Annotated in this window: 21 protein-coding genes; all 21 read right to left on the bottom strand. The window is 61.2% G+C overall.

The annotated features are described in order from the left end of the window. Positions 1-41 precede the first annotated feature (41 nt). Positions 42-173 (bottom strand): hypothetical protein, encoded by a 132-nt coding sequence (locus AC19YR_RS13475; protein ID WP_256576621.1) that lies wholly within the window; start codon positions 171-173, stop codon positions 42-44. Positions 174-630: 457 nt separating this feature from the next. Continuing rightward, positions 631-2,094 (bottom strand): NADH-quinone oxidoreductase subunit NuoN, encoded by a 1,464-nt coding sequence (nuoN, locus tag AC19YR_RS13480; protein ID WP_095109960.1) that lies wholly within the window; start codon positions 2,092-2,094, stop codon positions 631-633. A 7-nt stretch (positions 2,095-2,101) separates the two neighbouring features. Further along, entirely contained in the window at positions 2,102-3,634 is a 1,533-nt protein-coding gene (gene nuoM, locus AC19YR_RS13485) for an NADH-quinone oxidoreductase subunit M (protein ID WP_095109959.1), read from the bottom strand. A gap of 39 nt (positions 3,635-3,673) precedes the next feature. Beyond that, positions 3,674-5,527, bottom strand: coding sequence for an NADH-quinone oxidoreductase subunit L (gene nuoL / locus AC19YR_RS13490; protein WP_500598805.1), 1,854 nt, complete (start codon positions 5,525-5,527; stop codon positions 3,674-3,676). Then, positions 5,524-5,832 (bottom strand): NADH-quinone oxidoreductase subunit NuoK, encoded by a 309-nt coding sequence (gene nuoK, locus AC19YR_RS13495; RefSeq protein WP_038612823.1) that lies wholly within the window; start codon positions 5,830-5,832, stop codon positions 5,524-5,526. The genes nuoL and nuoK overlap by 4 nt, the downstream gene beginning before the upstream one ends. Position 5,833: 1 nt before the next feature. Further along, on the bottom strand, positions 5,834-6,337 hold the full coding sequence (gene nuoJ, locus AC19YR_RS13500) for an NADH-quinone oxidoreductase subunit J (RefSeq protein WP_095109957.1): 504 nt from the start codon (positions 6,335-6,337) through the stop codon (positions 5,834-5,836). 9 nt (positions 6,338-6,346) lie between these two features. After that, positions 6,347-6,895, bottom strand: coding sequence for an NADH-quinone oxidoreductase subunit NuoI (nuoI, locus tag AC19YR_RS13505; protein WP_095109956.1), 549 nt, complete (start codon positions 6,893-6,895; stop codon positions 6,347-6,349). 11 nt (positions 6,896-6,906) lie between these two features. After that, a complete protein-coding gene (nuoH, locus tag AC19YR_RS13510; protein WP_095109955.1) occupies positions 6,907-7,914 on the bottom strand; it encodes an NADH-quinone oxidoreductase subunit NuoH in 1,008 nt (335 codons plus the stop codon). Continuing rightward, the gene (nuoG, locus tag AC19YR_RS13515) at positions 7,911-10,625 is read right to left on the bottom strand and encodes an NADH-quinone oxidoreductase subunit NuoG (RefSeq protein WP_500598808.1); all 2,715 of its coding nucleotides are present in this window, start codon (positions 10,623-10,625) and stop codon (positions 7,911-7,913) included. Before nuoG ends, nuoH begins: the two co-directional genes overlap by 4 nt. 135 nt (positions 10,626-10,760) lie before the next feature. After that, a complete protein-coding gene (gene nuoF, locus AC19YR_RS13520) occupies positions 10,761-12,116 on the bottom strand; it encodes an NADH-quinone oxidoreductase subunit NuoF (protein WP_095109953.1) in 1,356 nt (451 codons plus the stop codon). Next, a complete protein-coding gene (gene nuoE, locus AC19YR_RS13525; RefSeq protein WP_095109952.1) occupies positions 12,113-12,610 on the bottom strand; it encodes an NADH-quinone oxidoreductase subunit NuoE in 498 nt (165 codons plus the stop codon). Before nuoE ends, nuoF begins: the two co-directional genes overlap by 4 nt. A 2-nt stretch (positions 12,611-12,612) precedes the next feature. Beyond that, positions 12,613-14,397 (bottom strand): NADH-quinone oxidoreductase subunit C/D, encoded by a 1,785-nt coding sequence (nuoC, locus tag AC19YR_RS13530; protein WP_095109951.1) that lies wholly within the window; start codon positions 14,395-14,397, stop codon positions 12,613-12,615. 74 nt (positions 14,398-14,471) lie between these two features. Continuing rightward, positions 14,472-15,146, bottom strand: a complete 675-nt coding sequence (locus AC19YR_RS13535) for a NuoB/complex I 20 kDa subunit family protein (protein WP_095109950.1) — start codon at positions 15,144-15,146, stop codon at positions 14,472-14,474. A gap of 10 nt (positions 15,147-15,156) precedes the next feature. After that, positions 15,157-15,570, bottom strand: coding sequence for an NADH-quinone oxidoreductase subunit A (locus AC19YR_RS13540; RefSeq protein WP_077045930.1), 414 nt, complete (start codon positions 15,568-15,570; stop codon positions 15,157-15,159). Positions 15,571-16,141: 571 nt separating this feature from the next. After that, positions 16,142-17,467: an isocitrate lyase gene (gene aceA / locus AC19YR_RS13545; RefSeq protein WP_095109949.1), complete on the bottom strand. Its 1,326-nt coding sequence runs from the start codon at positions 17,465-17,467 to the stop codon at positions 16,142-16,144. Between the two features lie 477 nt (positions 17,468-17,944). After that, on the bottom strand, positions 17,945-18,679 hold the full coding sequence (locus AC19YR_RS13550) for a secretin N-terminal domain-containing protein (protein ID WP_500598812.1): 735 nt from the start codon (positions 18,677-18,679) through the stop codon (positions 17,945-17,947). 147 nt (positions 18,680-18,826) lie between these two features. Then, the gene (locus AC19YR_RS13555; RefSeq protein ID WP_095109947.1) at positions 18,827-19,249 is read right to left on the bottom strand and encodes a GNAT family N-acetyltransferase; all 423 of its coding nucleotides are present in this window, start codon (positions 19,247-19,249) and stop codon (positions 18,827-18,829) included. Further along, entirely contained in the window at positions 19,242-20,411 is a 1,170-nt protein-coding gene (locus tag AC19YR_RS13560) for a ribosomal protein uL16 3-hydroxylase (protein ID WP_500598814.1), read from the bottom strand. Before AC19YR_RS13560 ends, AC19YR_RS13555 begins: the two co-directional genes overlap by 8 nt. Positions 20,412-20,495: 84 nt before the next feature. Continuing rightward, entirely contained in the window at positions 20,496-21,866 is a 1,371-nt protein-coding gene (gene purB / locus AC19YR_RS13565; RefSeq protein WP_095109945.1) for an adenylosuccinate lyase, read from the bottom strand. 115 nt (positions 21,867-21,981) lie between these two features. Further along, a complete protein-coding gene (gene hflD, locus AC19YR_RS13570) occupies positions 21,982-22,605 on the bottom strand; it encodes a high frequency lysogenization protein HflD (RefSeq protein ID WP_095109944.1) in 624 nt (207 codons plus the stop codon). After that, on the bottom strand, positions 22,602-23,726 hold the full coding sequence (gene mnmA / locus AC19YR_RS13575) for a tRNA 2-thiouridine(34) synthase MnmA (protein ID WP_500598816.1): 1,125 nt from the start codon (positions 23,724-23,726) through the stop codon (positions 22,602-22,604). Before mnmA ends, hflD begins: the two co-directional genes overlap by 4 nt. Between the last annotated feature and the right edge of the window lie 51 nt (positions 23,727-23,777).

Consider the following 23,777-nt stretch of genomic DNA (forward strand, 5'->3'; position numbering starts at 1 on the left):
TGAAGGCAAGGGGGAAGCGGCGGGCACTTCCCCCAGAGGGGTTACTCGGCTTCCAGTTCGGACTGTTCTGCTTCAGTCAGTTGCAGTTCGTCTTTTAGTTGCTCTTCGCTTTGCAGTTCTTGTTGTTCGATATCGGCGATGGTATTGGCGTTGAACTGAGACATATAACCCATGATGTAATCCTCTTGTTATTGAGTGGTGCGCTGTTGCAGCCACGAAAACAACTTAAAGGAGGAACTTGCCTTGGTCAAAAATGACAAAAAGTGTCTGGGTGCATTATTAATCCGTGCTCTAAAAAGTACTTTCAATTGCGCAGTTGAAGTGCCTCGGGGTTATGTGATGGGGCTTTTATGCAGGGGAAAAGGGCTGATTACAGGCCTGGACAGGGGGTTAGGGCGGGGGAGCGCGCGCAGAAAACCGGCACCGCAGGTAAGCCTTCGTATGAAACTCGACTTTGAACGCAGGGCTTTGCGGGGCGGGCCAGGAGAAGATTCAGCACCGCGTGGTGGCAGATACCGGGAGAATGCCGCCGCCGAGGTTTTTTACGCCTGGCACCCAGACTATTCCTGCAGCATTGCCCAGACGCAAAAACGGCACCCGAAGGTGCCGTTTGTATTGGCGCGGTAGCGGTCAGCCAGCGAGACCGGCCTGCTGCACCAGTTCCAGCAGGGGTTGCGGGTACACGCCGAGGAAGAATGCCAGGGCGGCGATGGCCAGCAGCATCACGCCACCTGCCTTCTGTTCCCAATGCAACTGGGCATCGTGGCGACGCAGGCTCGGCTCGACCAGGAACAGCGTCACCATCACCCGCAGGTAGTAGAAGACGCCGATGGCGCTACCCATGACCAGGGCGCCCAGCAGCCACCATTGGTGGGCTTCGACGCCGGTGGCGATGATGTAGAACTTACCGATGAAACCTGCTGTGAGGGGAATGCCGGCCAGGGACAGCATCATCACGGTCAATACGGCGGTCAGGTACGGACGGCGCCAGAACAGGCCGCGGTACTCGTACAGGGCATCCGCGTCGCGGCCCTTGTATGGCGAGGACATCAGGGTAATCACGCCGAACGCGCCCAGGCTGGTGATGACGTAGGTGACCAGGTAGACGCCGATGGCTTCCAGCGCCAGGCCCTTGCTGGCCACCAGGGCGATCAGCAGGTAACCGAAGTGGGCGATGGAGGAGTAACCCAGCAGACGCTTGAGGTTGCTCTGGGTCAGCGCCAGCAGGTTACCGAACAGGATCGAGGCGATGGCAATGACCGTCAGCACGTTGCTCAGCACGGCGGTGTTGGCTGCCGGGGAAATCTGGAACAGACGCACCATTACCGCGAACACCGCGACTTTCGCCGCGGTGGCCAGGAACGCCGCCACCGGGGCCGGGGCGCCTTCGTAGACGTCCGGGGTCCAGAGGTGGAACGGTACCAGCGACAGCTTGAAGGCCAGGCCGATCAGCATCATCGCCAGACCTAGCTGGGCGATCGGTGCCGGCACGCCCGTGGCTTCCAGCGCCAAGCCGATACCGCTGAAGCTCAGGCTGCCCGCTTCGGCGTAGAGCAGGGCCATGCCGAACAACAGGAACGCGGAACCGGCCGCCGACAGCACCATGTACTTGATGCCGGCTTCCAGGGAGCGCTTGTTGAAGAAGGCGTAGGCCACCAAGCCATAAACCGGTACCGAGAGCAGTTCCAGGCCGATGAACAGGCCGGCCAGGTGTTGCGCGCTGACCAGCACCAGGCCGCCGGCGGCGGACATCAGGATGAGCAGGTACAGCTCTTCGCGGTTGCCTGGGTAACCGGTGCCGCCTTCGCCGAGGTAGGCGTGGGCGAGGGTGACGCAGGCCAGGGTGGCGACCAGGATCAGCGCCATGTACAGGCAGGCGAAGTTGTCCACCAACAGCAGGGGCGTCACGGCCAGGGGCGCGACTTTCAACGCCGGGAGGATCGACAGCAACGCCAGGTTGAGACCGGCCACTGAAATCAGGAAGGTCTGTGAGTGGTTACGACGCCAGGCGATCGCCAGCATCACCACGATGATGGTGAGGCTGGTAATCAGCAGCGGCGCCAGCGCGATAAAGTGTTGACTCGTGAATTCCATAGCGCTCTTACCGGGCCGAAGCGAGTTGAGTGAAGGCGGTACCGAACCATTGCTGCACACCTTGCATGGTGGCGGCGGAGGTATCGAGGAACGGTTGCGGGTAGACGCCGATGTAGATCAACAGCACCGCAAGGCCCAGCACCATAATCAGTTCGCGTGCGTCCAGGCCATGTAGCACCGCATCCGACTTGGACGGGCCGAAGTAGGCACGGTGGATCATGATGAGCGAGTAGACCGAGCCGAACACCAGGCCACTGGTGGCGATCGCGGTGATCCACGGGGCGCTGACGAATGTGCCGATCAGGATCAGGAACTCGCCGACGAAGTTACCGGTGCCTGGCAGGCCCAGGGAGGCGGCCGCGAAGAACAGGCTGATAGCCGGCAGGTAGGCGATGCGGGACCACAGGCCACCCATCTCGCGCATGTCACGGGTGTGCAGGCGTTCGTACAGTTGGCCGCTGAGGATGAACAGCGCTGCCGCCGAGACACCGTGGGCCAGCATCTGGATCACCGCGCCTTGCAGGGCGATCTGGCTGCCGGAGTAGATGCCGATCAGCACGAAACCCATGTGGGAAACGCTGGAGAAGGCGATCAGGCGCTTGATGTCGGTCTGGGCGAAGGCCAGGAATGCACCGTAGAAGATCCCCACCAGACCCAGGGTCATGGCGATTGGCGCGAACTCGGCCGAGGCATTGGGGAACAGCGGCAGGGCGAAACGCAGCAGACCATAGGCAGCGGTCTTGAGCAGGATGCCGGCCAGGTCCACGGAACCGGCGGTCGGTGCCTGGGCATGAGCGTCAGGCAGCCAGGAGTGGAACGGCACCACCGGCAGCTTCACCGCGAAGGCGATGAAGAAACCGAGCATCAGGATGTATTCGGTGGTTGCCGACATCTGGGTCTTCAACAGGTCGGCGTAGTTGAAGGTAATCACGCCGGTGTTGTTGAAGTTGACCAGCACCAGGCCGAGGATCGCCACCAGCATGATGAGGCCCGAGGCCTGGGTGAAGATGAAGAACTTGGTCGCTGCGTAGATCCGCGTCTTCTTGCCGTCCGAGGAGCTGTGACCCCAGAGCGCGATGAGGAAATACATCGGCACCAGCATCATTTCCCAGAAGAAGAAGAACATGAACAGGTCCAGCGCCAGGAACACGCCGACCACACCGCCCAGGATCCACATCAGGTTCAGGTGGAAGAAGCCCACGTGACGCTGGATTTCCTTCCACGAGCACAGTACCGAGAGGATACCCAGCAGGCCGGTGAGCAGGATCATCAGCAGCGACAGGCCGTCGAGGGCCAGGTGCACGCTGATGCCGAAGCGCTCGATCCAGAGGTGCTTGAACTCAAGCGCCCAGGTCGGGTCGGCACCAGGCGCCGGGGCCAGTGAATAGTCACCCTGGGTCCACAGCCAGAGGCCGAGCGCGAGTTCCAGGGTCATGGTCAGCAATGCAATCCAGCGTGGCAGGGTGGAGCTGAAACGCTCCGCCATCCAGCACAGGAAGCCGCCGATAAAGGGGATCAGGATTAGCCAAGGCAGAATCATGACGGGCTCAATTCCTTTCGCAATGTCGCAAGGTTCATATCAGACCGCTACCAAAACGATGGCGCCGATCACCAGCACAGCACCGGCCGCCATGGACGCGGCATACCAACGCAGTTGACCGGTTTCGGTGCGGCTCAGGGCGTTGTGGCCCCCTTTGGCGGCACGCGGGATCAGGCCAATGGTCTGGTCCAGTGGGTCTTTGCGCAGCAGGTGGCTGATAGCGAGGTACGGCTTGACGAACAGCTTGTCGTAGATCCAGTCGAAGCCCCAAGCCGCGAACCACCAGGCCGAAAGTACGCGGCCCAGGCTGCTGTTGGCGATGGCGCTGACGAAGCGGCGCTTGCCCAGGAACAGCAGGGCAGCCAGCAGGATGCCGGCCAGGGCGATGGCGCCCGAGGCGATTTCCAGGCTGTGCTTGGCGTCGCCGCCAGCATGGCCGACGCTTTGTGGCAGCACACCGGCCAGCGGCGGGGTAATCATGGCGCCGATGAAGGTGGACAGCACGATCAGCACCGACAGCGGCAGCCAGTGGGCAATGCCATGGCCGGCGTGGGCTTGGGTTTTGGCTTCACCGTGGAACGCAATGAAGATCAGGCGGAAGGTGTACAGCGACGTCATGAACGCGCCCACCAGGCCAGCGTAGAGCAGGCCATGGTTACCACTGGCGAACGCTTCCCAGAGGATTTCGTCCTTGGAGTAGAAGCCTGCGGTGACCAGTGGCAGGGCCGCCAGGGCCGCGCCGCCGACGATGAAGCTGGCGTAGGCCAGCGGCAGCTTCTTCCATAGGCCGCCCATCTTGAAGATGTTCTGCTCATGGTGGCAGGCCACGATCACCGCGCCGGAGGCGAGGAACAGCAGGGCCTTGAAGAACGCGTGAGTCATCAGGTGGAAGATCGCGCCTTCCCACGCGCCGACGCCCAGGGCCAGGAACATATAGCCGATCTGGCTCATGGTCGAGTAGGCGAGGATGCGCTTGATGTCGGTCTGTACCAGTGCAGCAAAACCGGCCAGCACCAGGGTCACGCCACCGACCACGCCCACCAGGTGCAGGATGTCCGGCGCGAGGGTGAACAGACCGTGGGTACGGGCGATCAAGTAGACACCGGCGGTCACCATGGTCGCCGCGTGGATCAGCGCCGACACCGGGGTCGGGCCGGCCATCGCATCCGCCAGCCAGGTTTGCAGTGGCAGTTGCGCCGATTTACCGACCGCACCGCCCAGCAGCATCAGGGTCGCCAGGGTGATCCAGAAGTCGCCGGCCTGGAATTTCTGCGGTGCCAGCACCAGCAGTTCCTGGATATTCAGGGTGCCCAGTTGCTGGAACAGAATGAACAGGCCGATGGCCATGAACACGTCGCCGATGCGGGTGACGATAAAGGCCTTGAGCGCTGCGTTGCCGTTGTTGCGGTTGCTGTAGTAGAAACCGATCAACAGGTACGAGCACAGGCCCACGCCTTCCCAGCCGAAGTACAGGAACAACAGGTTATCGCCCAGGATCAGGAACAGCATGCTGGCGATGAACAGGTTGGTGTAGGCGAAGAAGCGCGAGTAACCGGCTTCACCGCGCATGTACCAGGATGCGAACAGGTGGATCAGGAAGCCCACGCCCACCACCACGCCGAGCATGGTCACCGACAGGCCATCCAGGTACAGAGCGAAGTTGGGGGTGAAGCCTTCGACCGCCATCCACTGCCACAGCACCTGGGTGTAGTGGCCGCCGGGTGGCGGTGCGACGTTGAACTGCCAGATCACATAAGCGGTGACGATGGCAGACAGGCCAATGGAACCGACGCCAATCAGCGCGGCGAGGTTTTCCGAAATGCGGCCGCGAGAGAACGACAGCAGCAGAAAACCGATCAGGGGAAATACGAAAGTCAGAAAGAGAAGGTTCATCCGCGCATCTCACTGGCAGCATCGATATCAAGCGTGTGGAAGCGGCGATACAGCTGCAGCAGGATTGCCAGGCCAATACTGGCCTCGGCGGCTGCCAGGCTGATGACCAGGATGAACATGATCTGTCCATCCGGCTGCGCCCAACGGGCCCCCGCTACGATGAAGGCCAATGCCGCGGCGTTCATCATGATTTCCAGGCTCATTAGCACGAACAGGATGTTGCGCCGTACCATCAGGCCGACCAGGCCAAGGCAGAACAGGATACCGGCGACGGCCAGGCCGTGTTCCAAGGGAATAGCAGGCATGTTATTGCTCCTTCGCCTCATTGCGGCCCAAGTGGAACGCCGTGACGGCTGCGGCGAGCAGCAGCATCGAGGCGAGTTCGACCACCAGCAGGTACGGACCGAACAGGCTGATGCCCACGGCCTTGGCGTCCACGGTGGTTTGACCGATGCTGGCACCGCTCGGGTTGGCGAACAGCACATACAGCAGTTCGGCCAGCAGCAGGGTGCCGAGAATTACCGGCCCGATCCAGATGCCAGGCTTGAGCCAGACGCGTTCTTGCTGAACCGAGGCCGGGCCCAGGTTCAGCATCATCACCACGAACACGAACAGCACCATGATGGCACCGGCGTAGGCGATCACTTCCAGGACCCCGGCAAATGGCGCGCCGAGGCTGAAAAAGGTCATCGCCACGGCGATCAGCGAAATAATCAGGTAGAGCAGGGCGTGCACGGGGTTGGTGTTGGTAATCACGCGAAGCGTGGAAACTACAGCGATACCCGACGCGAAATAGAAAGCGAATTCCATCTTTCTTCCTTAAGGCAGCAAGCTCTTCACGTTGATCGGTTCGGCTTCATTCTGCGCGGCGCCCTTAGGCTTACCGGCGATGGCCATACCGGCAACGCGATAGAAGTTGTAGTCAGGGTTTTTGCCGGGGCCGGAGATCAGCAGATCTTCTTTCTCGTAAACCAGGTCCTGACGCTTGAACTCGGCCATTTCGAAATCCGGTGTGAGCTGGATTGCGGTGGTCGGGCAGGCTTCCTCGCAGAGGCCGCAGAAAATGCAGCGCGAGAAGTTGATGCGGAAAAACTCCGGGTACCAGCGCCCGTCCTCGGTCTCGGCCTTTTGCAGCGAGATGCAGCCCACCGGGCACGCCACGGCGCACAGGTTGCAGGCTACGCAGCGCTCTTCGCCGTCGGGGTCGCGGGTCAGGACAATGCGACCGCGATAGCGCGGCGGCAGGTACACCGCTTCTTCCGGGTATTGCAGGGTGTCGCGTTTGCGAAAGCCGTGGCCGAACACCATCGCCAGGCTTCGCAACTGGGTACCGGTACCCTTAACGATGTCGCCAATATATTTGAACATGGGTCAAATCCTCACTGAACCGCGCCCGCTGGCGTGTTCCACAACACAACCGCAGCAGTCACCAGCAAATTAATCAGGGTCAGCGGCAGGCAGAATCTCCAGCTGAAATCCATCACCTGGTCATAGCGCGGGCGCGGAATAGAAGCGCGCAGCAGGATGAACAGCATGATGAAGAACGCGGTCTTCAAGGCGAACCAGACGAAGGCCAGTTGCGGCAGGATGCCGAATGGACCGTGCCAGCCACCGAAGAACAGGGTCACCAACAGCGCCGAGATCAGGATGATGCCGATGTATTCACCGACGAAGAACATGCCCCATTTCATGCCGGCGTATTCGATGTGGTAGCCGTCGGCCAGTTCCTGTTCCGCTTCCGGTTGGTCGAAGGGGTGACGGTGAGTCACGGCCACGCCAGCGATGAAGAAGGTACAGAAGCCGAAGAACTGCGGAATGATGAACCACAGGTTTTGCGCCTGGTATTCCACGATGTCGCGCATGTTGAACGAGCCGACCTGCACCACAATGCCCATCAGCGCCAGGCCCATGAACACTTCGTAGGACACGGTCTGGGCCGAGGCCCGCAAGCTGCCTAGCAGGGCAAACTTGTTGTTGCTCGACCAACCGGCGAACAGCACCGCGTAGACCGAAAGCCCCGCCATGGCGAAGAAGAACAGCAGGCCGATGTTCAGATCCGCCACGCCCCAGGTCGGGGTGATCGGGATGATCGCGAAAGCGATCAGCAAGGCACTCATGGCCACCACTGGCGCCAGGGTGAAGATCACCTTGTCGGCGAACGGCGGCGTCCAGTCTTCCTTGAAGAACATCTTTATCATGTCGGCGGCGATCTGGAACATGCCGAACGGGCCTACGCGGTTCGGACCGTAGCGGTCCTGCCACCAGCCCAGCAAACGCCGCTCGATGAAGCTGAGCAGGGCGCCGGCAACGACCACGGCCAACAGCACCACGATCGCCTTGATGACCGCAATGATCGTGTCGATCACTTCAGGGGTGAACCAACTCATTGCGCTGCCTCCTGCAGACCGTCAACGGGCTTGCCGAAAATCGCCGGTGGAATGCCTGCGATACCGGCAGGCAGGCCCACCAGGCCCGCGCCCAGTTCTTCGTTGATGCGCAGTGGCAGGCGCAGGGTCGTGCCCGCCACGTTCAAGCTCAGCAGGGCACCGTCATTCACGCCCAGGCGATCTGCCTCGGATTTGGCCAGGGCCACGTAGGCAGCCGGGATGCGTTCCTGCACCGGGGCGGCTTTGGAGGAGTTCTCCTCGCTGCCGAACAGGTGGAAGAACGGCACGGCTTGCCAGGTGCCCGGGGCCGGGTTGAAGGCGCGGGGCACATTGGCGAACCAGCCCAGTGCATCGCCACGGCTTTCGATCAGGCGGGTGCCCGGGTCGCCGGCGCGCAGGTGGCCGCCGACTTCGTCCTGGAACTTGTTCCAGGCCTGTGGCGAGTTCCAGCCCGGCGACCAGGCGAACGGCACCTGCTGACGGGGTTCGGCGGAGCCCGAGTAGCCTTCCATGGAGAAGGCGAACGCGGTGTCCTTGTCCTGCGGGGTGCGCGGTTCGTGCACGCTGATGTCAGCGCGCATGGCCGTGCGACCGCTGTAGCGCAGCGGTTCGCGGGCCAGTTTCAGGCCCTTGATGCGGAACGCCGCGGACGGTGCTGCATCGACGATGCGCGCCAGTTGCGGTGTGCTGGCGGCACAGGCCGCGGTGACGTGGTCCAGTTGGGTCCAGTCGATCGGCTGGTTCAGCAGGGTGGCGCGCAGGGCATGCAGCCAGCGCCAGCCTTCGTGCACCAGGATGCTGGCGTCCATGTATTGCGGGTCGAAGACTTGGAAGAAGCGCTGGGCGCGGCCTTCCTGGCTGACGAGGGTGCCGTCGCCTTCGGCGAAGCTCGCCGCTGGCAAGACCAGATGGGCGCGCTCGCTGGTGGCGGTTTTCTGGTGGTCGGCGACGATCAGCACTTTGGCCGCGTCCAGGGCCGCGTTGACCTTGGCTGCGTCGGTGCGGGTGAACAGGTCGTTTTCCAGGACCACGATGGCGTCGGCTTGGCCGCCGATCACTGCGTCCAGGGCTGCATCCAGGGAGTCGCCACCGAGCATGGCCAGGCCGAGGCTGTTGGCTTCCGGCACGATCAGGCTGATGGAGCCGTTCTTCTCGCGCAGCTTGAGGGCCTTGGCGATGTTGGCGGCCGCTTCGATCAGGGCTTTGGAGCCCAGGGACGTACCGGCGATCACCAGTGGGCGCTTGGCGGTAAGGAGGGCGTCAGCGATGCGTTGGGCCAGAGCCTGCGCTTCACTGTCCAGGCCTTCGACGGCCGGGGCGCTGGCGTCCAGGGCGTGAGCCACGGCGAAACCGATGCGTGCCAGGTCGTCGGGAGCGGCGTGGACGCACTCTTCGGCGATGTCGTCGAGCTTGGTTTCAGCCAGGCTGGCGATAAACAGCGGGTTGAGCGCGTGCTGGCCGATGTTTTTCACCGCGGCGTCGAGCCAGGGCTGGACGCGCATGGCGTCGGCCATTTCCTCGGCCTTGCCTTTGACCGACTGGCGCAGCGACAGGGCGATACGGGCGGCGGTTTGGGTCAGGTCTTCACCGAGCACGAAGATCGCGTCGTGGTCTTCGATGTCGCGCATGTTCGGCACGGGCAGCGGGCTGTCGTTCAGTACCTGCAGGACGAGGCGGATGCGCTCCAGTTCAGCGGCTTCGATACCGCTGTAGAAGTGCTCGGCACCGACCAGCTCACGCAAGGCGTAGTTGCTTTCCAGGCTGGCGCGGGGTGAGCCGATGCCGACAATATTGCGGCCGCGCAGCAGGTCGGCGGCCTTGTCCAGCGCTTCGTCCAGGCTCAACTTGGCGCCACCGGCCAACAACGGCTGGCGCGGGCGGTCTTCGCGGTTGACGTAGCCATAGCCGAAACGGCCACGGTCGCACAGGAAATACTGGTTCACCGAGCCGTTGAAGCGGTTCTCGATGCGGCGCAGTTCACCGTAGCGCTCGCCCGGGGAGATGTTGCAACCGCTGGAGCAGCCATGGCAGATGCTTGGGGCGAATTGCATGTCCCACTTGCGGTTGTAGCGCTCGGAGTGAGTCTTGTCGGTGAACACACCGGTCGGGCAGACCTCGGTGAGGTTGCCGGAGAACTCGCTTTCCAGCACGCCGTCTTCAACGCGACCGAAGTACACGTTGTCGTGGGCGCCGAATACGCCCAAGTCGGTGCCGCCGGCGTAGTCCTTGTAGAAGCGCACGCAGCGGTAGCAGGCGATGCAGCGGTTCATCTCGTGGGAAATGAACGGGCCTAGTTGCTGGTTCTGGTGGGTACGCTTGGTGAAGCGGTAACGGCGCTCGTTGTGGCCGGTCATTACCGTCATGTCTTGCAGGTGGCAGTGACCGCCTTCCTCACAGACCGGGCAGTCGTGGGGGTGGTTGGTCATCAGCCATTCGACAACGCTGGCGCGAAAGGCCTTGGATTCATCATCGTCGATGGAGATCCAGGTGTTGTCGGTGGCAGGGGTCATGCAGGACATAACGATCCGACCACGGGTGTCGTTTTCGTCGGTGTACTGCTTGACCGCGCACTGGCGGCAAGCGCCAACGCTGCCCAGGGCAGGGTGCCAGCAGAAGTATGGGATATCGAGGCCTAGCGACAGACATGCCTGTAACAGGTTGTCCGCCCCGTCGACTTCGAGCGCTTTGCCGTCTACGTGGATAGTGGCCATGGTTCAAAGTTCTTCGTTGGCCCGGTGTCAGCGGGCGTGGCTAATGGAATCTTGTTGTGCGTGCGAATCAACACAGCCGCTAGCGGCGTCATCGCACGAAAGGCGAGGGGCACGGACCCTTCGCCTGTTTAAGCGTTACGCGCCGACTACGATCGGCCTTGCCAGGGGCGGGACGGCGGCGCTGGTGGGCGCGATGCCGGCTTCGAACTCTGGACGGAAGTATTTGATCGCGCTGCCCAATGGCTCCACGGCGCCCGGTGCGTGAGCACAGAAGGTCTTGCCTGGGCCGAGGAAACCAACCAGACCCAGCAGGGTCTCGATGTCGCCGGGCTGGCCTTCGCCTTTCTCGATGGCCATCAGCAGCTTGACGCTCCAGGGCAGGCCATCGCGGCAAGGGGTGCAGAAACCGCAGGATTCACGGGCGAAGAACTGCTCCATGTTGCGCAGCAGCGAAACCATGTTGACGCTGTCGTCTACCGCCATCGCCAGGCCGGTACCCATGCGGGTGCCCACTTTGGCGATGCCGCCGGCGTACATTTGCGCGTCCAGGTGTTCCGGCAGCAGGAACCCGGTACCGGCACCACCAGGCTGCCAGGCCTTGAGCTTGAAGCCGTCGCGCATGCCGCCGGCGTAGTCCTCGAACAGCTCGCGGCCGGTGATGCCGAACGGCAGTTCCCACAGGCCCGGATTCTTGACCTTGCCGGAGAAGCCCATGAGCTTGGTGCCCATGTCTTCGCTGCCTTCGCGGGCCAGGGATTTGTACCAGTCCACGCCGTCGGCAATGATCGCCGGCACGTTGCACAGGGTTTCGACGTTGTTTACGCACGTGGGCTTGCCCCACACGCCCACGGCGGCGGGGAAGGGCGGCTTGGAGCGAGGGTTGGCGCGGCGGCCTTCGAGGGAGTTGATGAGGGCGGTTTCTTCACCGCAGATGTAGCGCCCGGCACCGGTGTGCACGAACAGCTCGAAATCAAAACCTGAGCCGAGGATGTTCTTGCCCAGCAGGCCGGCGGCCTTGGCTTCCTGTACGGCACGGTTGAGGTGCTTGGCGGCGGTGGTGTATTCGCCGCGCAGGAAGATGTAGCCGCGGTAGGTTTTCAGCGCGCGGGCGCTGATGAGCATGCCTTCGATCAGCAGATGGGGCAGTTGCTCCATCAGCATGCGGTCTTTCCAGGTGTTGGGTTCCATTTCATCCGCGTTGCACAGCAGGTAGCGGATATCGATGGACTCGTCCTTGGGCATCAGGCCCCACTTCACACCCGTAGGGAAGCCGGCGCCGCCGCGGCCCTTGAGGCCGGCGTCCTTCACGGTCTGGACGATATCGTCCTGGGCCATGTCGGCAAACGCCTTGCGGGCGGCCGCATAACCGTTCTTGGCCTGGTACTCGTCCAGCCATACGGCTTCGCCGTCGTCACGCAGGCGCCAGGTCAGCGGGTGGGTTTCGGCCGAGCGCTGGATGCGGTTGGCCGGGCCGAAGGAAGTCAGGGTCATACGTAGCCCTCCAACAGTTTGGCGACGCCAGTAGGCTGGACATCACCGAAAGTGTCGTCGTCAATCATCAACGCCGGTGCCTTGTCGCAGTTGCCGAGGCAGCAGACAGGCAGCAGGGTGAAACGACCGTCGGCGGTGGTCTGGCCCAGGCCAATCCCGAGAGTGTTCTGGATTTCGCTGACTACGGACTCATGGCCGCCGATGTAGCAGACCATGCTGTCGCAGACGCGAATGATGTGGCGGCCCACCGGTTGGCGGAAGATCTGGCTATAGAAGGTGGCCACGCCTTCGACGTCACTGGCGGGGATGCCAAGGATCTCGCCGATGGCGTAGAGCGCGCCGTCAGGCACCCAGCCACGTTCCTTCTGGACGATTTTCAGCGCTTCGATTGACGCCGCGCGCGGGTCTTCGTAGTGATGCAGCTCGTGCTCGATGGCCGAGCGCTCGGTTTCGCTCAAGGCGAAACGGTCTGTCTGGATAAGCGTGCTGTTCATGCTTAGCGGTCCACGTCGGCCATAACGAAATCGATACTACCCAGGTACGCGATCAAGTCCGCGACCATGCTGCCTTTAATCACCGAAGGGATCTGCTGCAGGTGCGGGAAGCTTGGGGTGCGAATCCGGGTGCGGTAGCTCATGGTGCCGCCATCGCTCGTCAGGTAATAACTGTTGATGCCCTTGGTCGCTTCGATCATCTGGAAGGACTCGTTGGCCGGCATGACCGGGCCCCACGAAACCTGCAGGAAGTGCGTGATAAGGGTCTCGATGTGCTGCAGGGTGCGCTCTTTGGGCGGCGGCGTGGTCAGCGGGTGATCCGCCTTGTACGCGCCGGCTGGCATGTTGCGCATGCACTGCTCGATGATCTTGAGGCTCTGGCGCATTTCTTCGACGCGCACGATGCAACGGTCATAGGCGTCGCCATTGGCTGCCAGCGGCACTTCGAACTCGAAGTTCTCGTAGCCGGAGTATGGGCGTGCCTTGCGCAGGTCGAAATCGCAACCGGTGGAGCGCAGCCCCGCACCAGTGACGCCCCACTCCAGGGCCTCTTTGGTGTTGTAGGCGGCGACACCGATGGTACGGCCCCGCAGGATGCTGTTGTCCAACGCGGCTTTCTGGTACTCGTCCAGGCGCTTGGGCATCCATTCGATGAAGTCCTTGACCAGTTTTTCCCAGCCGCGCGGCAGGTCGTGGGCGACGCCACCGATGCGGTACCAGGCCGGGTGCAGGCGGAAACCGGTGATGGCTTCGATCACGGTGTAGGCTTTCTGCCGGTCGGTAAAGGTGAAGAACACCGGCGTCATCGCGCCCACGTCCTGGATATAGGTGCCCAGGAACAGCAGGTGGCTGGTGATGCGGAAGAACTCGGCCATCATGATGCGGATGGTGTCGACCTTCTCCGGCACCTTGATACCGGCCAGTTTTTCTACCGAGAGTACGTACGGCAGGTTGTTCATCACGCCGCCGAGGTAGTCGATACGGTCGGTGTACGGGATGAAACTGTGCCAGGACTGGCGTTCGGCCATTTTTTCGGCGCCACGGTGGTGGTAGCCGATGTCCGGGACGCAATCGACGATTTCTTCGCCGTCCAGCTGCAGGATGATGCGGAAGGCACCGTGGGCCGAAGGGTGGTTGGGGCCCAGGTTGAGGAACATGTAGTCCTCGTTAGCGCCGGAGCGTTTCATGCCCCAGTCTTCGGGCTTGAAGCGTGCGGCTTCTTCTTCAAGCTGCAGCTTGGCCAGGTTCAGGCTGTAGGGGTCGAATTCGGTGGCCCGCGCCGGGAAGTCCTTGCGCAGCGGGTGACCTTCCCAGGTCGGCGGCATCATGATGCGCGTCAGGTGCGGGTGGCCGGCGAAATCGATGCCGTACATGTCCCACACTTCCCGCTCGTACCAGTTGGCGTTCGGCCAGATGCTGGTGATGGTCGGCAGGCTGAGGTCACCCTCGGACAAGGCGACTTTAATCATCACGTCGCTGTTACGTTCGATCGACAGCAGGTGATAGAACACGGTGAAGTCGGCGCCGCTGGGCAGCCCTTGACGCTTGGTGCGCAGGCGCTCGTCCACGCCATGCAGGTCATAGAGCATGACGTACGGCTTGGGCAGGTTGCGCAGGAAGGTCAGGACTTCGACGAGTTTGGCGCGGGCAACCCACAGCACCGGCATGCCGGTGCGGGTCGCCTGGGCGGTGAACGCCTCGGGGCCAAAACGGTTATTGAGTTCGACGACCACATCCTGGTCGTCTGCCTTATAAGGCGGGATGTACAGAGCACTGCCTGTAGTCATGGTTTTTTATCGCTTTGGGTCAACGTAAAGAATGAAGCCAGGTTCTCGTTTCTATTAGAGAAGCTAGAGCTGGATCAGACTTCGTCTGGGCTGCGCAGGTTGGTCACCTGAATACGCTGTTCGCGGCGCTGTTCCTTCTGGGACGGCATCTCGGCGCGGTATACGCCTTGATCCCCGACCACCCAGGAAAGTGGGCGACGCTCCTGTCCGATCGACTCCTGCAACAGCATCAAACCTTGCAGGAACGCTTCTGGGCGAGGCGGGCAGCCAGGCACGTAGACGTCCACGGGCAGGAACTTGTCCACTCCTTGAACCACGGAGTAGATGTCGTACATGCCGCCGGAGTTGGCGCACGAACCCATGGAGATAACCCACTTCGGTTCGAGCATTTGCTCGTAGAGACGCTGAATGATCGGCGCCATCTTGATGAAGCAGGTGCCGGCAATGACCATGAAGTCAGCCTGGCGCGGTGACGCCCGGATCACTTCGGCGCCAAAGCGTGCGATATCGTGGGGTGCCGTGAAGGCGGTGGTCATTTCCACGTAGCAGCACGAGAGGCCGAAGTTATACGGCCACAGGGAGTTCTTGCGGCCCCAGTTGACGGTGCCGTTGAGCACGTCCTCGAGCTTGCCCATGAAGATGTTTTTGTGGACTTGATCTTCTAACGGATCGGAAACGGTTTCCCGTTCGCCGATCGGGTACTGCTCGTTAGGAGCATCCGGGTCGATCCTGGTGAGATTGTATTGCATCGCCAAAGCCTCATTGTTTCAGCTTCGCTTGCCGCTTACGACGAGCTTCCGGAGCCCAGTCAAGGGCGCCCACTCGGAATAGGTAGACAAGGCCTGCCAACAGAATTGCTATGAAAACGAGGGCTTCGACGAATCCGGTCCAGCCGCTTTCGCGGACGGACACAGACCAGGCAAAGAGAAAGAGGGCTTCGATATCGAAGATCACGAACAACATCGCGACCAGATAGAATTTGGCTGAGAGCCGCAAGCGGGCGCCACCTGTAGGTAGCATGCCGGACTCGAACGGTTCGTTTTTGCTGCGACCCCAGGCTTTTGACCCCAGGAGGCTGGATACGCCGAGCATGAAGGCACAGAGGCCGATAACCCCAAGAAGGAAAATGGCAAAGCCCCAGTTGTGGGCCATGAGTCCTGTCGCTTCGGGCATGCTGGTAATCCTTAACAGAGAGCAAAGGTCTCTGAGCTTGATAAAGAAATAAAGCAGTGACGATATGTCGCAGCGCAATCAATCGCGGTGATTTTATGGCTAAACACCGAGCAAGTAAAATTCCTATAGCGAAATTATTCATTGGAATAAGGACATAGCTCACCTCAGAGGTCCGCAAAGCCATGTGTGGCGGGCATTACAACGGATTTCGTTAATTATGTTTTGTAGAGGTTGTAATGAATGGATTTGCCGCTAAATGATAATCAATACTATTTGTGATGGTTTTTAAACTGTTAATCGGGGAAGTAGCCGGGAAGTTGTCTTTATATGCCCGCAACAGCAAGTTGTGGGCACGCTCGTTTTAGCCTGTTTTGCGCTGGCAAATACTGCGTTGGATCAATTCTGGATGGCGATTTTTGCGTATTGCTTGCCAGGTCAGCGTTCCTGCATGGTCGCTTGGACCAATCTGTAGGCAAAAAAAACGCCCCGAACCAGTCGGGGCGTCAGAGATGCAGCAGGGCAGTTAGCTTTCTATACGTTATGCCCTGGCCGTTTGCTCAGGTGAAACCAATCAGTGGAACTGTTCTTCTTCGGTGGAGCCGGTCAGTGCGGTAACCGAAGAGGTGCCACCCTGGATCACGGTGGTCATGTCGTCGAAGTAGCCAGTGCCCACTTCCTGCTGGTGAGCCACGAAGGTGTAACCCTTGGCGGCGTCAGCGAATTCCTGCTCTTGCAGCTTCACGTAGGCGGTCATGTCGTTGCGGGCGTAGTCGTGCGCCAGGTTGAACATGCTGTGCCACATATTGTGAATGCCGGCCAGGGTGATGAACTGGTGCTTGTAGCCCATGGCGGACAGTTCGCGCTGGAATTTGGCGATGGTCGCGTCGTCCAGGTTTTTCTTCCAGTTGAAGGAAGGCGAGCAGTTGTACGACAGCAGTTGGTCTGGGTATTCCTTTTTGATCGCTTCGGCGAAGCGACGAGCCTCTTCCAGGTCTGGCTTGGCGGTTTCGCACCAGATCAGGTCAGCGTAAGGCGCGTAGGCCAGGCCGCGAGCGATCGCCTGGTCGAGACCGGCGCGTACTTTGTAGAAGCCTTCCTGGGTGCGTTCGCCAGTCACGAATGGCTGGTCGTACGGGTCGCAGTCGGAAGTCAGCAGGTCAGCCGCGTTCGCGTCGGTACGTGCCAGGATGATAGTCGGGGTGCCGGCAACGTCGGCCGCCAGGCGGGCAGCGGTCAGCTTCTGCACGGCTTCCTGGGTTGGAACCAGTACCTTGCCGCCCATGTGGCCGCATTTTTTCACGGAGGCCAGTTGGTCTTCGAAGTGAACGCCAGCGGCGCCTGCTTCGATCATGCTCTTCATCAGCTCGTAAGCGTTCAAAACGCCGCCGAAACCGGCTTCAGCGTCGGCAACGATCGGCGCGAAGTAGTCGATGTAGCCAGCGTCGCCTGGGTTCTTGCCGGCTTTCCACTGGATCTGGTCGGCGCGACGGAACGAGTTGTTGATGCGCTTGACCACGGTTGGAACCGAGTCAACCGGGTACAGCGATTGGTCCGGGTACATCGACTCGGCGGAGTTGTTGTCTGCGGCTACTTGCCAGCCCGACAGGTAGATCGCCTGGATGCCGGCCTTGACTTGTTGCACAGCCTGGCCACCAGTCAGGGCGCCCATGCAGTTGACGAAATCTTTCTCAGGGCGGAAGGAAGGCTTGGCGCCCTGGGTAACCAGGTTCCACAGCTTTTCGGCGCCCATGCGTGCCAGGGTGTGCTCAGGCTGAACCGAGCCACGCAGACGCACGACGTCAGCAGCGGAGTAAGCGCGTGTCACGCCTTTCCAGCGTGGGTTTTCAGCCCAATCTTTTTCGAGGGCTGCAATTTGCTGTTCGCGTGTCAGTGCCATGGAGATAAACCTCGTCGCGTCTTTGTTGAAAGTCGTTCTTGGGTGGAAAATTCATGCTGCTCGCTGACCAGAAGCTTAGGTAGTCAAGTCGGGTCTGGCGGGGAAGGCGACGGGATGAACGATGGGCTCGAGGAGGAAGTGAGCAGGTAAAGGCGTTCTGGCGAGCGCATTCGGGCGTCGTGGGCCTTTATACGTTTGTCAGTGTGATGCCGGGTTACCTAGTTACGCTTCCGTCCCTCGGGACAACTTCGTTCCAGTCGCAACCTCGTCAAACACACCTTGTGGGCGGTACAGACACGAATCGGCTCAGGTCGGTAAGGTGTGAGCATCGATCCGAAGGCCCTTGCCAGGGCCTCTGATTAGCGGGAGCGAGGCCATCATGCCTTTGGTTTTTTGCCTCGTCAAACATTTTGTAGTGCTTTTTTTGCGGCACTACATCTTTGGTCTAATACGACTAATCAGTCAGGTTTCGATGTTCTAGTCCAAAGTCTCGACTTTAACCCGCAGGCTCATGTCATCCCGGCCTTGGGTCCCGTAGTTGCGGGTCTGGCCTTGAATATCGGCTTGAGTCTGGCGGTTGATTCCGGCCAGGGTGATCCATTCGCCCAGGCGCCCACTGACGGTTGTGTCGGTGCTCTGCACGTTCACTACATCCGGGCGCTCCTGGCTCATACGGTCGCGGTTGGTGCTGATGGCCAGGTGCACGGTGTCGCCGGTGACACTGGCAGTGACGTAGAAGCCCTGGGTGACGTTGCGGTACTCGGTCTGGCTTTGCAGGCGGCCATAGGCATCGGTCTGGGTGCTGGTCAGCGGCACGCTTTGGCCAGTCTGGATCAAGGCCGGGACGCCTTCGCTGGCCTGGATTTGCTGCACGCCGCCGTCACGGCTGGCGGTGCTGCGGGTGATGATACGGGTCTGGCTGGTACTGGTCTGTTGGCTGTTTTCGCTGGTGTCGACGGTAATCAGCAGGCGCTTGGCCGGTGTGTCCAACTGCTCGAGCAGGGTGCGCAGGCCTTGGATTTTTTCTGGCTCGGCATTGACGATCAGTTGATTGCCGTAGGCGCTGACGGTGCCCTCCTTGCCAAGGAAGTTCTGCGCCACCGGTAGCAGGTCGGCGCTGGTGCGATTGTTCAATGGCAGGACTTCGGTGGCGGCCATCACCGAAAAGCTAGCGGCCAGGAGCGCGGCGGTGAATAGGGTGCGTAGGGACATGTCCGTTATCTCTGCGATTCAAAGGCTGATTCTGCCAGTTTGTCGGCCTGCGAGGGGGCAAGTTGAATCGTAGAACGCAAAACACCCTGGCATCGGTGGATAGCAGGGTGTTTTTGGGCGGGCGTGGGAAGGCAATCGCGTGGCGGGTCAGGCTTCGCGCACCATATCGACGTGAGGAATGCCTACTTCTAGGAATTCTTCGCTGACGATGTTGAAGCCCAGGCGCTCATAAAACGGCGCAGCGTGCACCTGTGCGCTGAGGGTCTGCTTGGTCTGCCCGCGTTTCTCGGCTTCGCCGATTACCGCTTCCATCAGGGCATCGCCCACCTTCAGCCCGCGCCAGTCCTTGAGCACCGATACACGGCCAATCTCGCCGCTGGGCAGCAAGCGGGCGGTGCCGATGGGGAAGTCGCCCTCGTAGGCCAGGAAATGCACCGCGCCACTGTCATCAGCGTCCCATTCCAGTTCTGGCGGGACGGATTGCTCGGCGATGAACACCGCTTCACGAATGCGCCGGATCTCAGCGTTGTCCTTTTGCCAGTCTGCGACACGTACGTGAATCTTATTCATCGGCAAACCCCAGGCTTCCTTGCTTGACCAGTTCACACAGCAGGCCGCGGCTATCTTCGTCGCTCAGCCATGGGCCGAGGTTGTCGGCGTGCAGGGCATCGGCGGCGCAGATCATTTTCAACAGTTCGCGCAATTTACCTGGCAGGTAACGGCTCTGACCGCTGGCGAACAGTAGCAGATCGTCGTCGACTTCCGACCAGGCCAGGCGTGCGCTTGGATTGCGGATCAGGATGGCGCCTTGTTCCAGGGCGTTGAGCACCTCTTCCTCCTCCAGATCCTCGGGGCCAGCCACCAGTTCCGGGTAGCGTGGCTCGGTCATGAACTGGCCGAACCAGGTCAGCAGCAAGCGTTCGTCGCTCATGTGCTCGGCCAGCAGGCCCTTGAGGCGGTCGAGGGCGTCGTGCTGGATCTGGTGCGGGTCGCTGACCGGTTGCGCGTCGGCGTCGGTGTAGCGATCTTCATCAGGCAGGAACTGGCTGAGGAAGTCGGTGAAATGGGTCAGCACTTCGGCGGCGCTTGGCGCGCGGAAACCCACGGAGTAGGTCATGCAGTCATTCACGGCCACGCCGCAATGAGCCAGGCGCGGCGGCAAGTAGAGCATGTCGCCTGGTTCCAGGACCCATTCGTCGGTTTCTTCAAATTCGGCCAGGATGCGCAGATCGGCGTGTTGCAGCATCGGGCTTTCGGAGGTGCACATCTGGCCAATTTTCCAGTTGCGCTTGCCGTGGCCTTGCAGCAGGAACACGTCGTAGTTGTCGAAATGCGGGCCGACGCTGCCGCCCGGCGCGGCGAAGCTAATCATCACGTCGTCCACGCGCCAGCTCGGCAGGAAGCGGAAGTGTTCCAGCAGTTCGCTGACTTCCGGTACGAATTGGTCGACTGCTTGCACCAGCAGGGTCCAGTCGCGCTCCGGTAGTTTGCTGAATTCGTCTTCGGCGAAAGGGCCGCGGCGCAATTCCCAGGGGCGTTCGCCGTTCTCGATGATGAGGCGCGATTCGACCTCTTCTTCCAGGGCCAGGCCGGCCAGTTCGTCGGCGTCGATCGGGCTTTCGAAATCGGGGATGGCTTGGCGGATCAGCAGGGGCTTCTTCTGCCAGTAGTCGCGCAGGAATTCCCGTGCCGTGATGCCGCCCAGAAGTTGAAGAGGAATATCAGGATTCATGTGTAACCTATTGAAAAAAAGCACTTTTCAGACGGGAATAAAAACGCCCGGCGCTGCCGGGCGTCTCAAGGGGTCAAGCGGCGATCAGATGCGTTTGGCTTGGGCCACGGCGTTGCCGATGTAGTTGGCCGGCGTCAGCAGCTTGAGTTCGGCTTTCGCGGCGGCCGGCATTTGCAGGCCATCGATGAAAGTTTGCAGCGCTTGTGGGCTGATGCCTTTGCCGCGCGTCAACTCTTTGAGTTTTTCATACGGGTTTTCGATGTTGTAGCGACGCATGACCGTTTGGATCGGCTCGGCCAGGACTTCCCAGCAGGCGTCCAGGTCAGCGGCGATTTTCTGCTCGTTGAGTTCCAGCTTGCTGATGCCTTTGAGGCTCGCTTCGTACGCGATCACGCTGTGGGCAAAGCCGACGCCCAGGTTACGCAGTACGGTGGAGTCAGTCAGGTCGCGCTGCCAGCGGGAAATCGGCAGCTTGCTCGCCAGGTGCTGGAACAGCGCGTTGGCAATGCCCAGGTTGCCTTCGGAGTTCTCGAAGTCGATCGGGTTGACCTTGTGGGGCATGGTCGAGGAGCCAATTTCGCCGGCGATGGTGCGCTGCTTGAAGTAGCCCAGGGAGATGTAGCCCCAGATATCGCGATCGAAGTCGATCAGGATGGTGTTGAAGCGGGCGATGGCATCGAACAGTTCGGCGATGTAGTCGTGAGGTTCGATCTGGGTGGTGTAGGGGTTGAAGCCCAGGCCCAGTTCGTCTTCGATGAAGGCGCGAGCGTTGGCTTCCCAGTCGATCTCGGGGTAGGCCGACAGGTGGGCGTTGTAGTTGCCCACGGCGCCGTTGATCTTGCCCAGCAGCGGCACGGCGGCAACCTGGGCGATCTGGCGCTCCAGGCGATACACGACGTTGGCCAGCTCTTTGCCCAGGGTGGTCGGCGAAGCCGGTTGGCCGTGGGTGCGCGACAGCATCGGCACGTCGGCGAAGCGGATCGCCAGTTCGCGGATGGCATTGGCGGTCTGGCGCATCAGGGGCAGCATCACGTCATCACGGCCTTCGCGCAGCATCAGGGCGTGGGACAGGTTGTTGATGTCCTCACTGGTGCAGGCAAAGTGGATGAACTCGCTGACCTGGGCCAGTTCCGGCAGCTTGGCCGCTTGCTCTTTGAGCAGGTATTCGATGGCTTTAACGTCGTGGTTGGTGGTGCGCTCGATCTCTTTCACACGCTCGGCGTGTTCCAGGGAGAAATTTTCCGCCAGGGTGTTCAACACGGCGTTGGCTTGCGCGGAGAACGCCGGCACTTCGCTGATGGCGGGATGGGCGGCCAGGCGTTGGAGCCAACGCACTTCAACCAGGACGCGGGCGCGGATCAGGCCGTACTCGCTGAAAATAGGGCGCAGGGCCTGAGTTTTGCCGGCGTAGCGGCCGTCAACAGGGGAAACCGCAGTGAGCGAAGAGAGCTGCATGGGGTGTTCTCGGACAGTCGGGCAACGAAATGGGGCGCGTATCATACATGAAAAAAATCGTCGGTCCGTTGCCAACTGACCGACGTATTACGCGTTAAGGGCTACAAATACAGGTTCAGCTACTGCGCATCAGCGGGTAGAGCTCTTTGAGCAGCTTGCGTCGGCTGATGACCAGTTGCCAGCGATGCCCACCCAGTTGCCGCCACAGGCGCGCCGAGCGAATGCCGGCCAGGAGCAGGGCGCGGATCTTCGAGGCATTGCTGGGCTGCTGCAGGTTGCGCATGTCGCCGTGCACCTGGATGCGCTGGCGCAGGGTGCTCAGGGTGTCCTGGTACAGCGCGCCGCACGCAGCGATGACATTTTCATGGGCGGGGCCGAAATGCTCTACCTGCGCCTGGATCTGCGGCAGGCGTTTGCCGATGGTTTCCAGCAGGTCGTCGCGCTTGGCCAGTTGCCGCTCCAGACCCAGCATGGACAGGGCGTAGCGCAGTGGCTCGCGCTGCAAGGTGTTAGGGTCGCGCTCAAGGGCGCCGATGAGGGCGCGGTAACCTTCGCGCAGGTTCAGGTCATCGCCGCCGTAGACTTCCAGGGTGTCCTTGGGGTCGCGGATCAGCAGGCTGCCGAGCATGCAGCTCAGGCCCGCCTCGGTGACCTGCCCGGTCTTGGCAATCTTGTCCACCAGTACCGCGGCAAGGAACACGCCGCCCAGGGCTGTCAGTTGCTCCTGAGTCGGGCTCATGCCGGGTTGCTCCAGGGTTCGGCGACTTCGATCACGCCGCCACCCAGGCAGATTTCACCGTCATAGAACACCACCGATTGCCCCGGTGTGACCGCCCGTTGCGGTTCATCAAAGGTAGCGCGATAGCCATCGGCGGTTTTTTCCAGGGTGCAGGGCTGATCGCTCTGGCGATAGCGCACTTTGGCGGTGAGCCGGCGCGGTGCGCTCAGATCGATCGGGTTGACCCAATAGATGTCGGAGGCGAGCAGGGCGCCTGAAAACAGCCAGGGGTGATTGTTGCCCTGGCCGACGATCAGTTCGTTGTGCTCCAGGTCCTTGACCAGTACGTACCAGGGCTCATCGCCTGCATCTTTTAGGCCGCCGATGCCCAGGCCCTGGCGCTGGCCGATGGTGTGGTACATCAGGCCATGGTGGCGGCCGATGACCTCGCCTTCGGTGGTTTTGATCTCGCCCGGTTGTGCGGGCAGGTACTGCTTGAGGAAGTCGCTGAAGCGGCGTTCGCCGATAAAGCAGATCCCGGTGGAGTCCTTTTTCTTGGCGGTGGCCAACTCGTGCTTTTCAGCGATAGCGCGCACCGCGGGTTTTTCCAGCTCGCCGACCGGGAACAGGGTCTTGGCGATCTGCTCGCCACCCACGGCGTGGAGGAAGTAGCTCTGGTCTTTGTTCGGGTCCAGGCCCTTGAGCAGCTCGGTACGGCCATCGATATCGCGGCGGCGCACGTAGTGGCCTGTAGCAATCAGGTCGGCACCCAGCATCAAGGCGTAGTCGAGGAACGCCTTGAACTTGATTTCGCGGTTGCACAGGATGTCCGGGTTAGGCGTGCGCCCGGCCTTGTATTCGGCCAGGAAGTGCTCGAACACGTTGTCCCAGTATTCGGCGGCGAAGTTGGCGGTGTGCAGCTTGATGCCGATCTTGTCGCAAACGGCCTGGGCGTCGGCCAGGTCGTCCATGGCGGTGCAGTAGTCCGTTCCATCGTCTTCTTCCCAGTTCTTCATGAACAGGCCTTCCACCTCATAGCCCTGCTCGATCAGCAGGAGGGCGGAAACGGAAGAATCCACGCCGCCGGACATGCCGACGATGACGCGCTTCTTTTGTGTGTCAGAAGGGGCTGGCTCACGCATAGGAATTCAACGGGTGTCTTGAAAAAGGACGCGATTCTAGCAGGCCGTAGC

Source organism: Pseudomonas sp. MF08817, from assembly GCF_059862705.1.

Bases quoted from the DNA above. Each gene is read 5' to 3' on its own strand.
- AC19YR_RS13475 (WP_256576621.1), bottom strand. From the start codon at position 173: ATGGGTTATATGTCTCAGTTCAACGCCAATACCATCGCCGATATCGAA.
- nuoN (WP_095109960.1), bottom strand. From the start codon at position 2,094: ATGGAATTCACGAGTCAACACTTTATCGCGCTGGCGCCGCTGCTGATT.
- nuoM (WP_095109959.1), bottom strand. From the start codon at position 3,634: ATGATTCTGCCTTGGCTAATCCTGATCCCCTTTATCGGCGGCTTCCTG.
- nuoL (WP_500598805.1), bottom strand. From the start codon at position 5,527: ATGAACCTTCTCTTTCTGACTTTCGTATTTCCCCTGATCGGTTTTCTG.
- nuoK (WP_038612823.1), bottom strand. From the start codon at position 5,832: ATGCCTGCTATTCCCTTGGAACACGGCCTGGCCGTCGCCGGTATCCTG.
- nuoJ (WP_095109957.1), bottom strand. From the start codon at position 6,337: ATGGAATTCGCTTTCTATTTCGCGTCGGGTATCGCTGTAGTTTCCACG.
- nuoI (WP_095109956.1), bottom strand. From the start codon at position 6,895: ATGTTCAAATATATTGGCGACATCGTTAAGGGTACCGGTACCCAGTTG.
- nuoH (WP_095109955.1), bottom strand. From the start codon at position 7,914: ATGAGTTGGTTCACCCCTGAAGTGATCGACACGATCATTGCGGTCATC.
- nuoG (WP_500598808.1), bottom strand. From the start codon at position 10,625: ATGGCCACTATCCACGTAGACGGCAAAGCGCTCGAAGTCGACGGGGCG.
- nuoF (WP_095109953.1), bottom strand. From the start codon at position 12,116: ATGACCCTGACTTCCTTCGGCCCGGCCAACCGCATCCAGCGCTCGGCC.
- nuoE (WP_095109952.1), bottom strand. From the start codon at position 12,610: ATGAACAGCACGCTTATCCAGACAGACCGTTTCGCCTTGAGCGAAACC.
- nuoC (WP_095109951.1), bottom strand. From the start codon at position 14,397: ATGACTACAGGCAGTGCTCTGTACATCCCGCCTTATAAGGCAGACGAC.
- AC19YR_RS13535 (WP_095109950.1), bottom strand. From the start codon at position 15,146: ATGCAATACAATCTCACCAGGATCGACCCGGATGCTCCTAACGAGCAG.
- AC19YR_RS13540 (WP_077045930.1), bottom strand. From the start codon at position 15,570: ATGCCCGAAGCGACAGGACTCATGGCCCACAACTGGGGCTTTGCCATT.
- aceA (WP_095109949.1), bottom strand. From the start codon at position 17,467: ATGGCACTGACACGCGAACAGCAAATTGCAGCCCTCGAAAAAGATTGG.
- AC19YR_RS13550 (WP_500598812.1), bottom strand. From the start codon at position 18,679: ATGTCCCTACGCACCCTATTCACCGCCGCGCTCCTGGCCGCTAGCTTT.
- AC19YR_RS13555 (WP_095109947.1), bottom strand. From the start codon at position 19,249: ATGAATAAGATTCACGTACGTGTCGCAGACTGGCAAAAGGACAACGCT.
- AC19YR_RS13560 (WP_500598814.1), bottom strand. From the start codon at position 20,411: ATGAATCCTGATATTCCTCTTCAACTTCTGGGCGGCATCACGGCACGG.
- purB (WP_095109945.1), bottom strand. From the start codon at position 21,866: ATGCAGCTCTCTTCGCTCACTGCGGTTTCCCCTGTTGACGGCCGCTAC.
- hflD (WP_095109944.1), bottom strand. From the start codon at position 22,605: ATGAGCCCGACTCAGGAGCAACTGACAGCCCTGGGCGGCGTGTTCCTT.
- mnmA (WP_500598816.1), bottom strand. From the start codon at position 23,726: ATGCGTGAGCCAGCCCCTTCTGACACACAAAAGAAGCGCGTCATCGTC.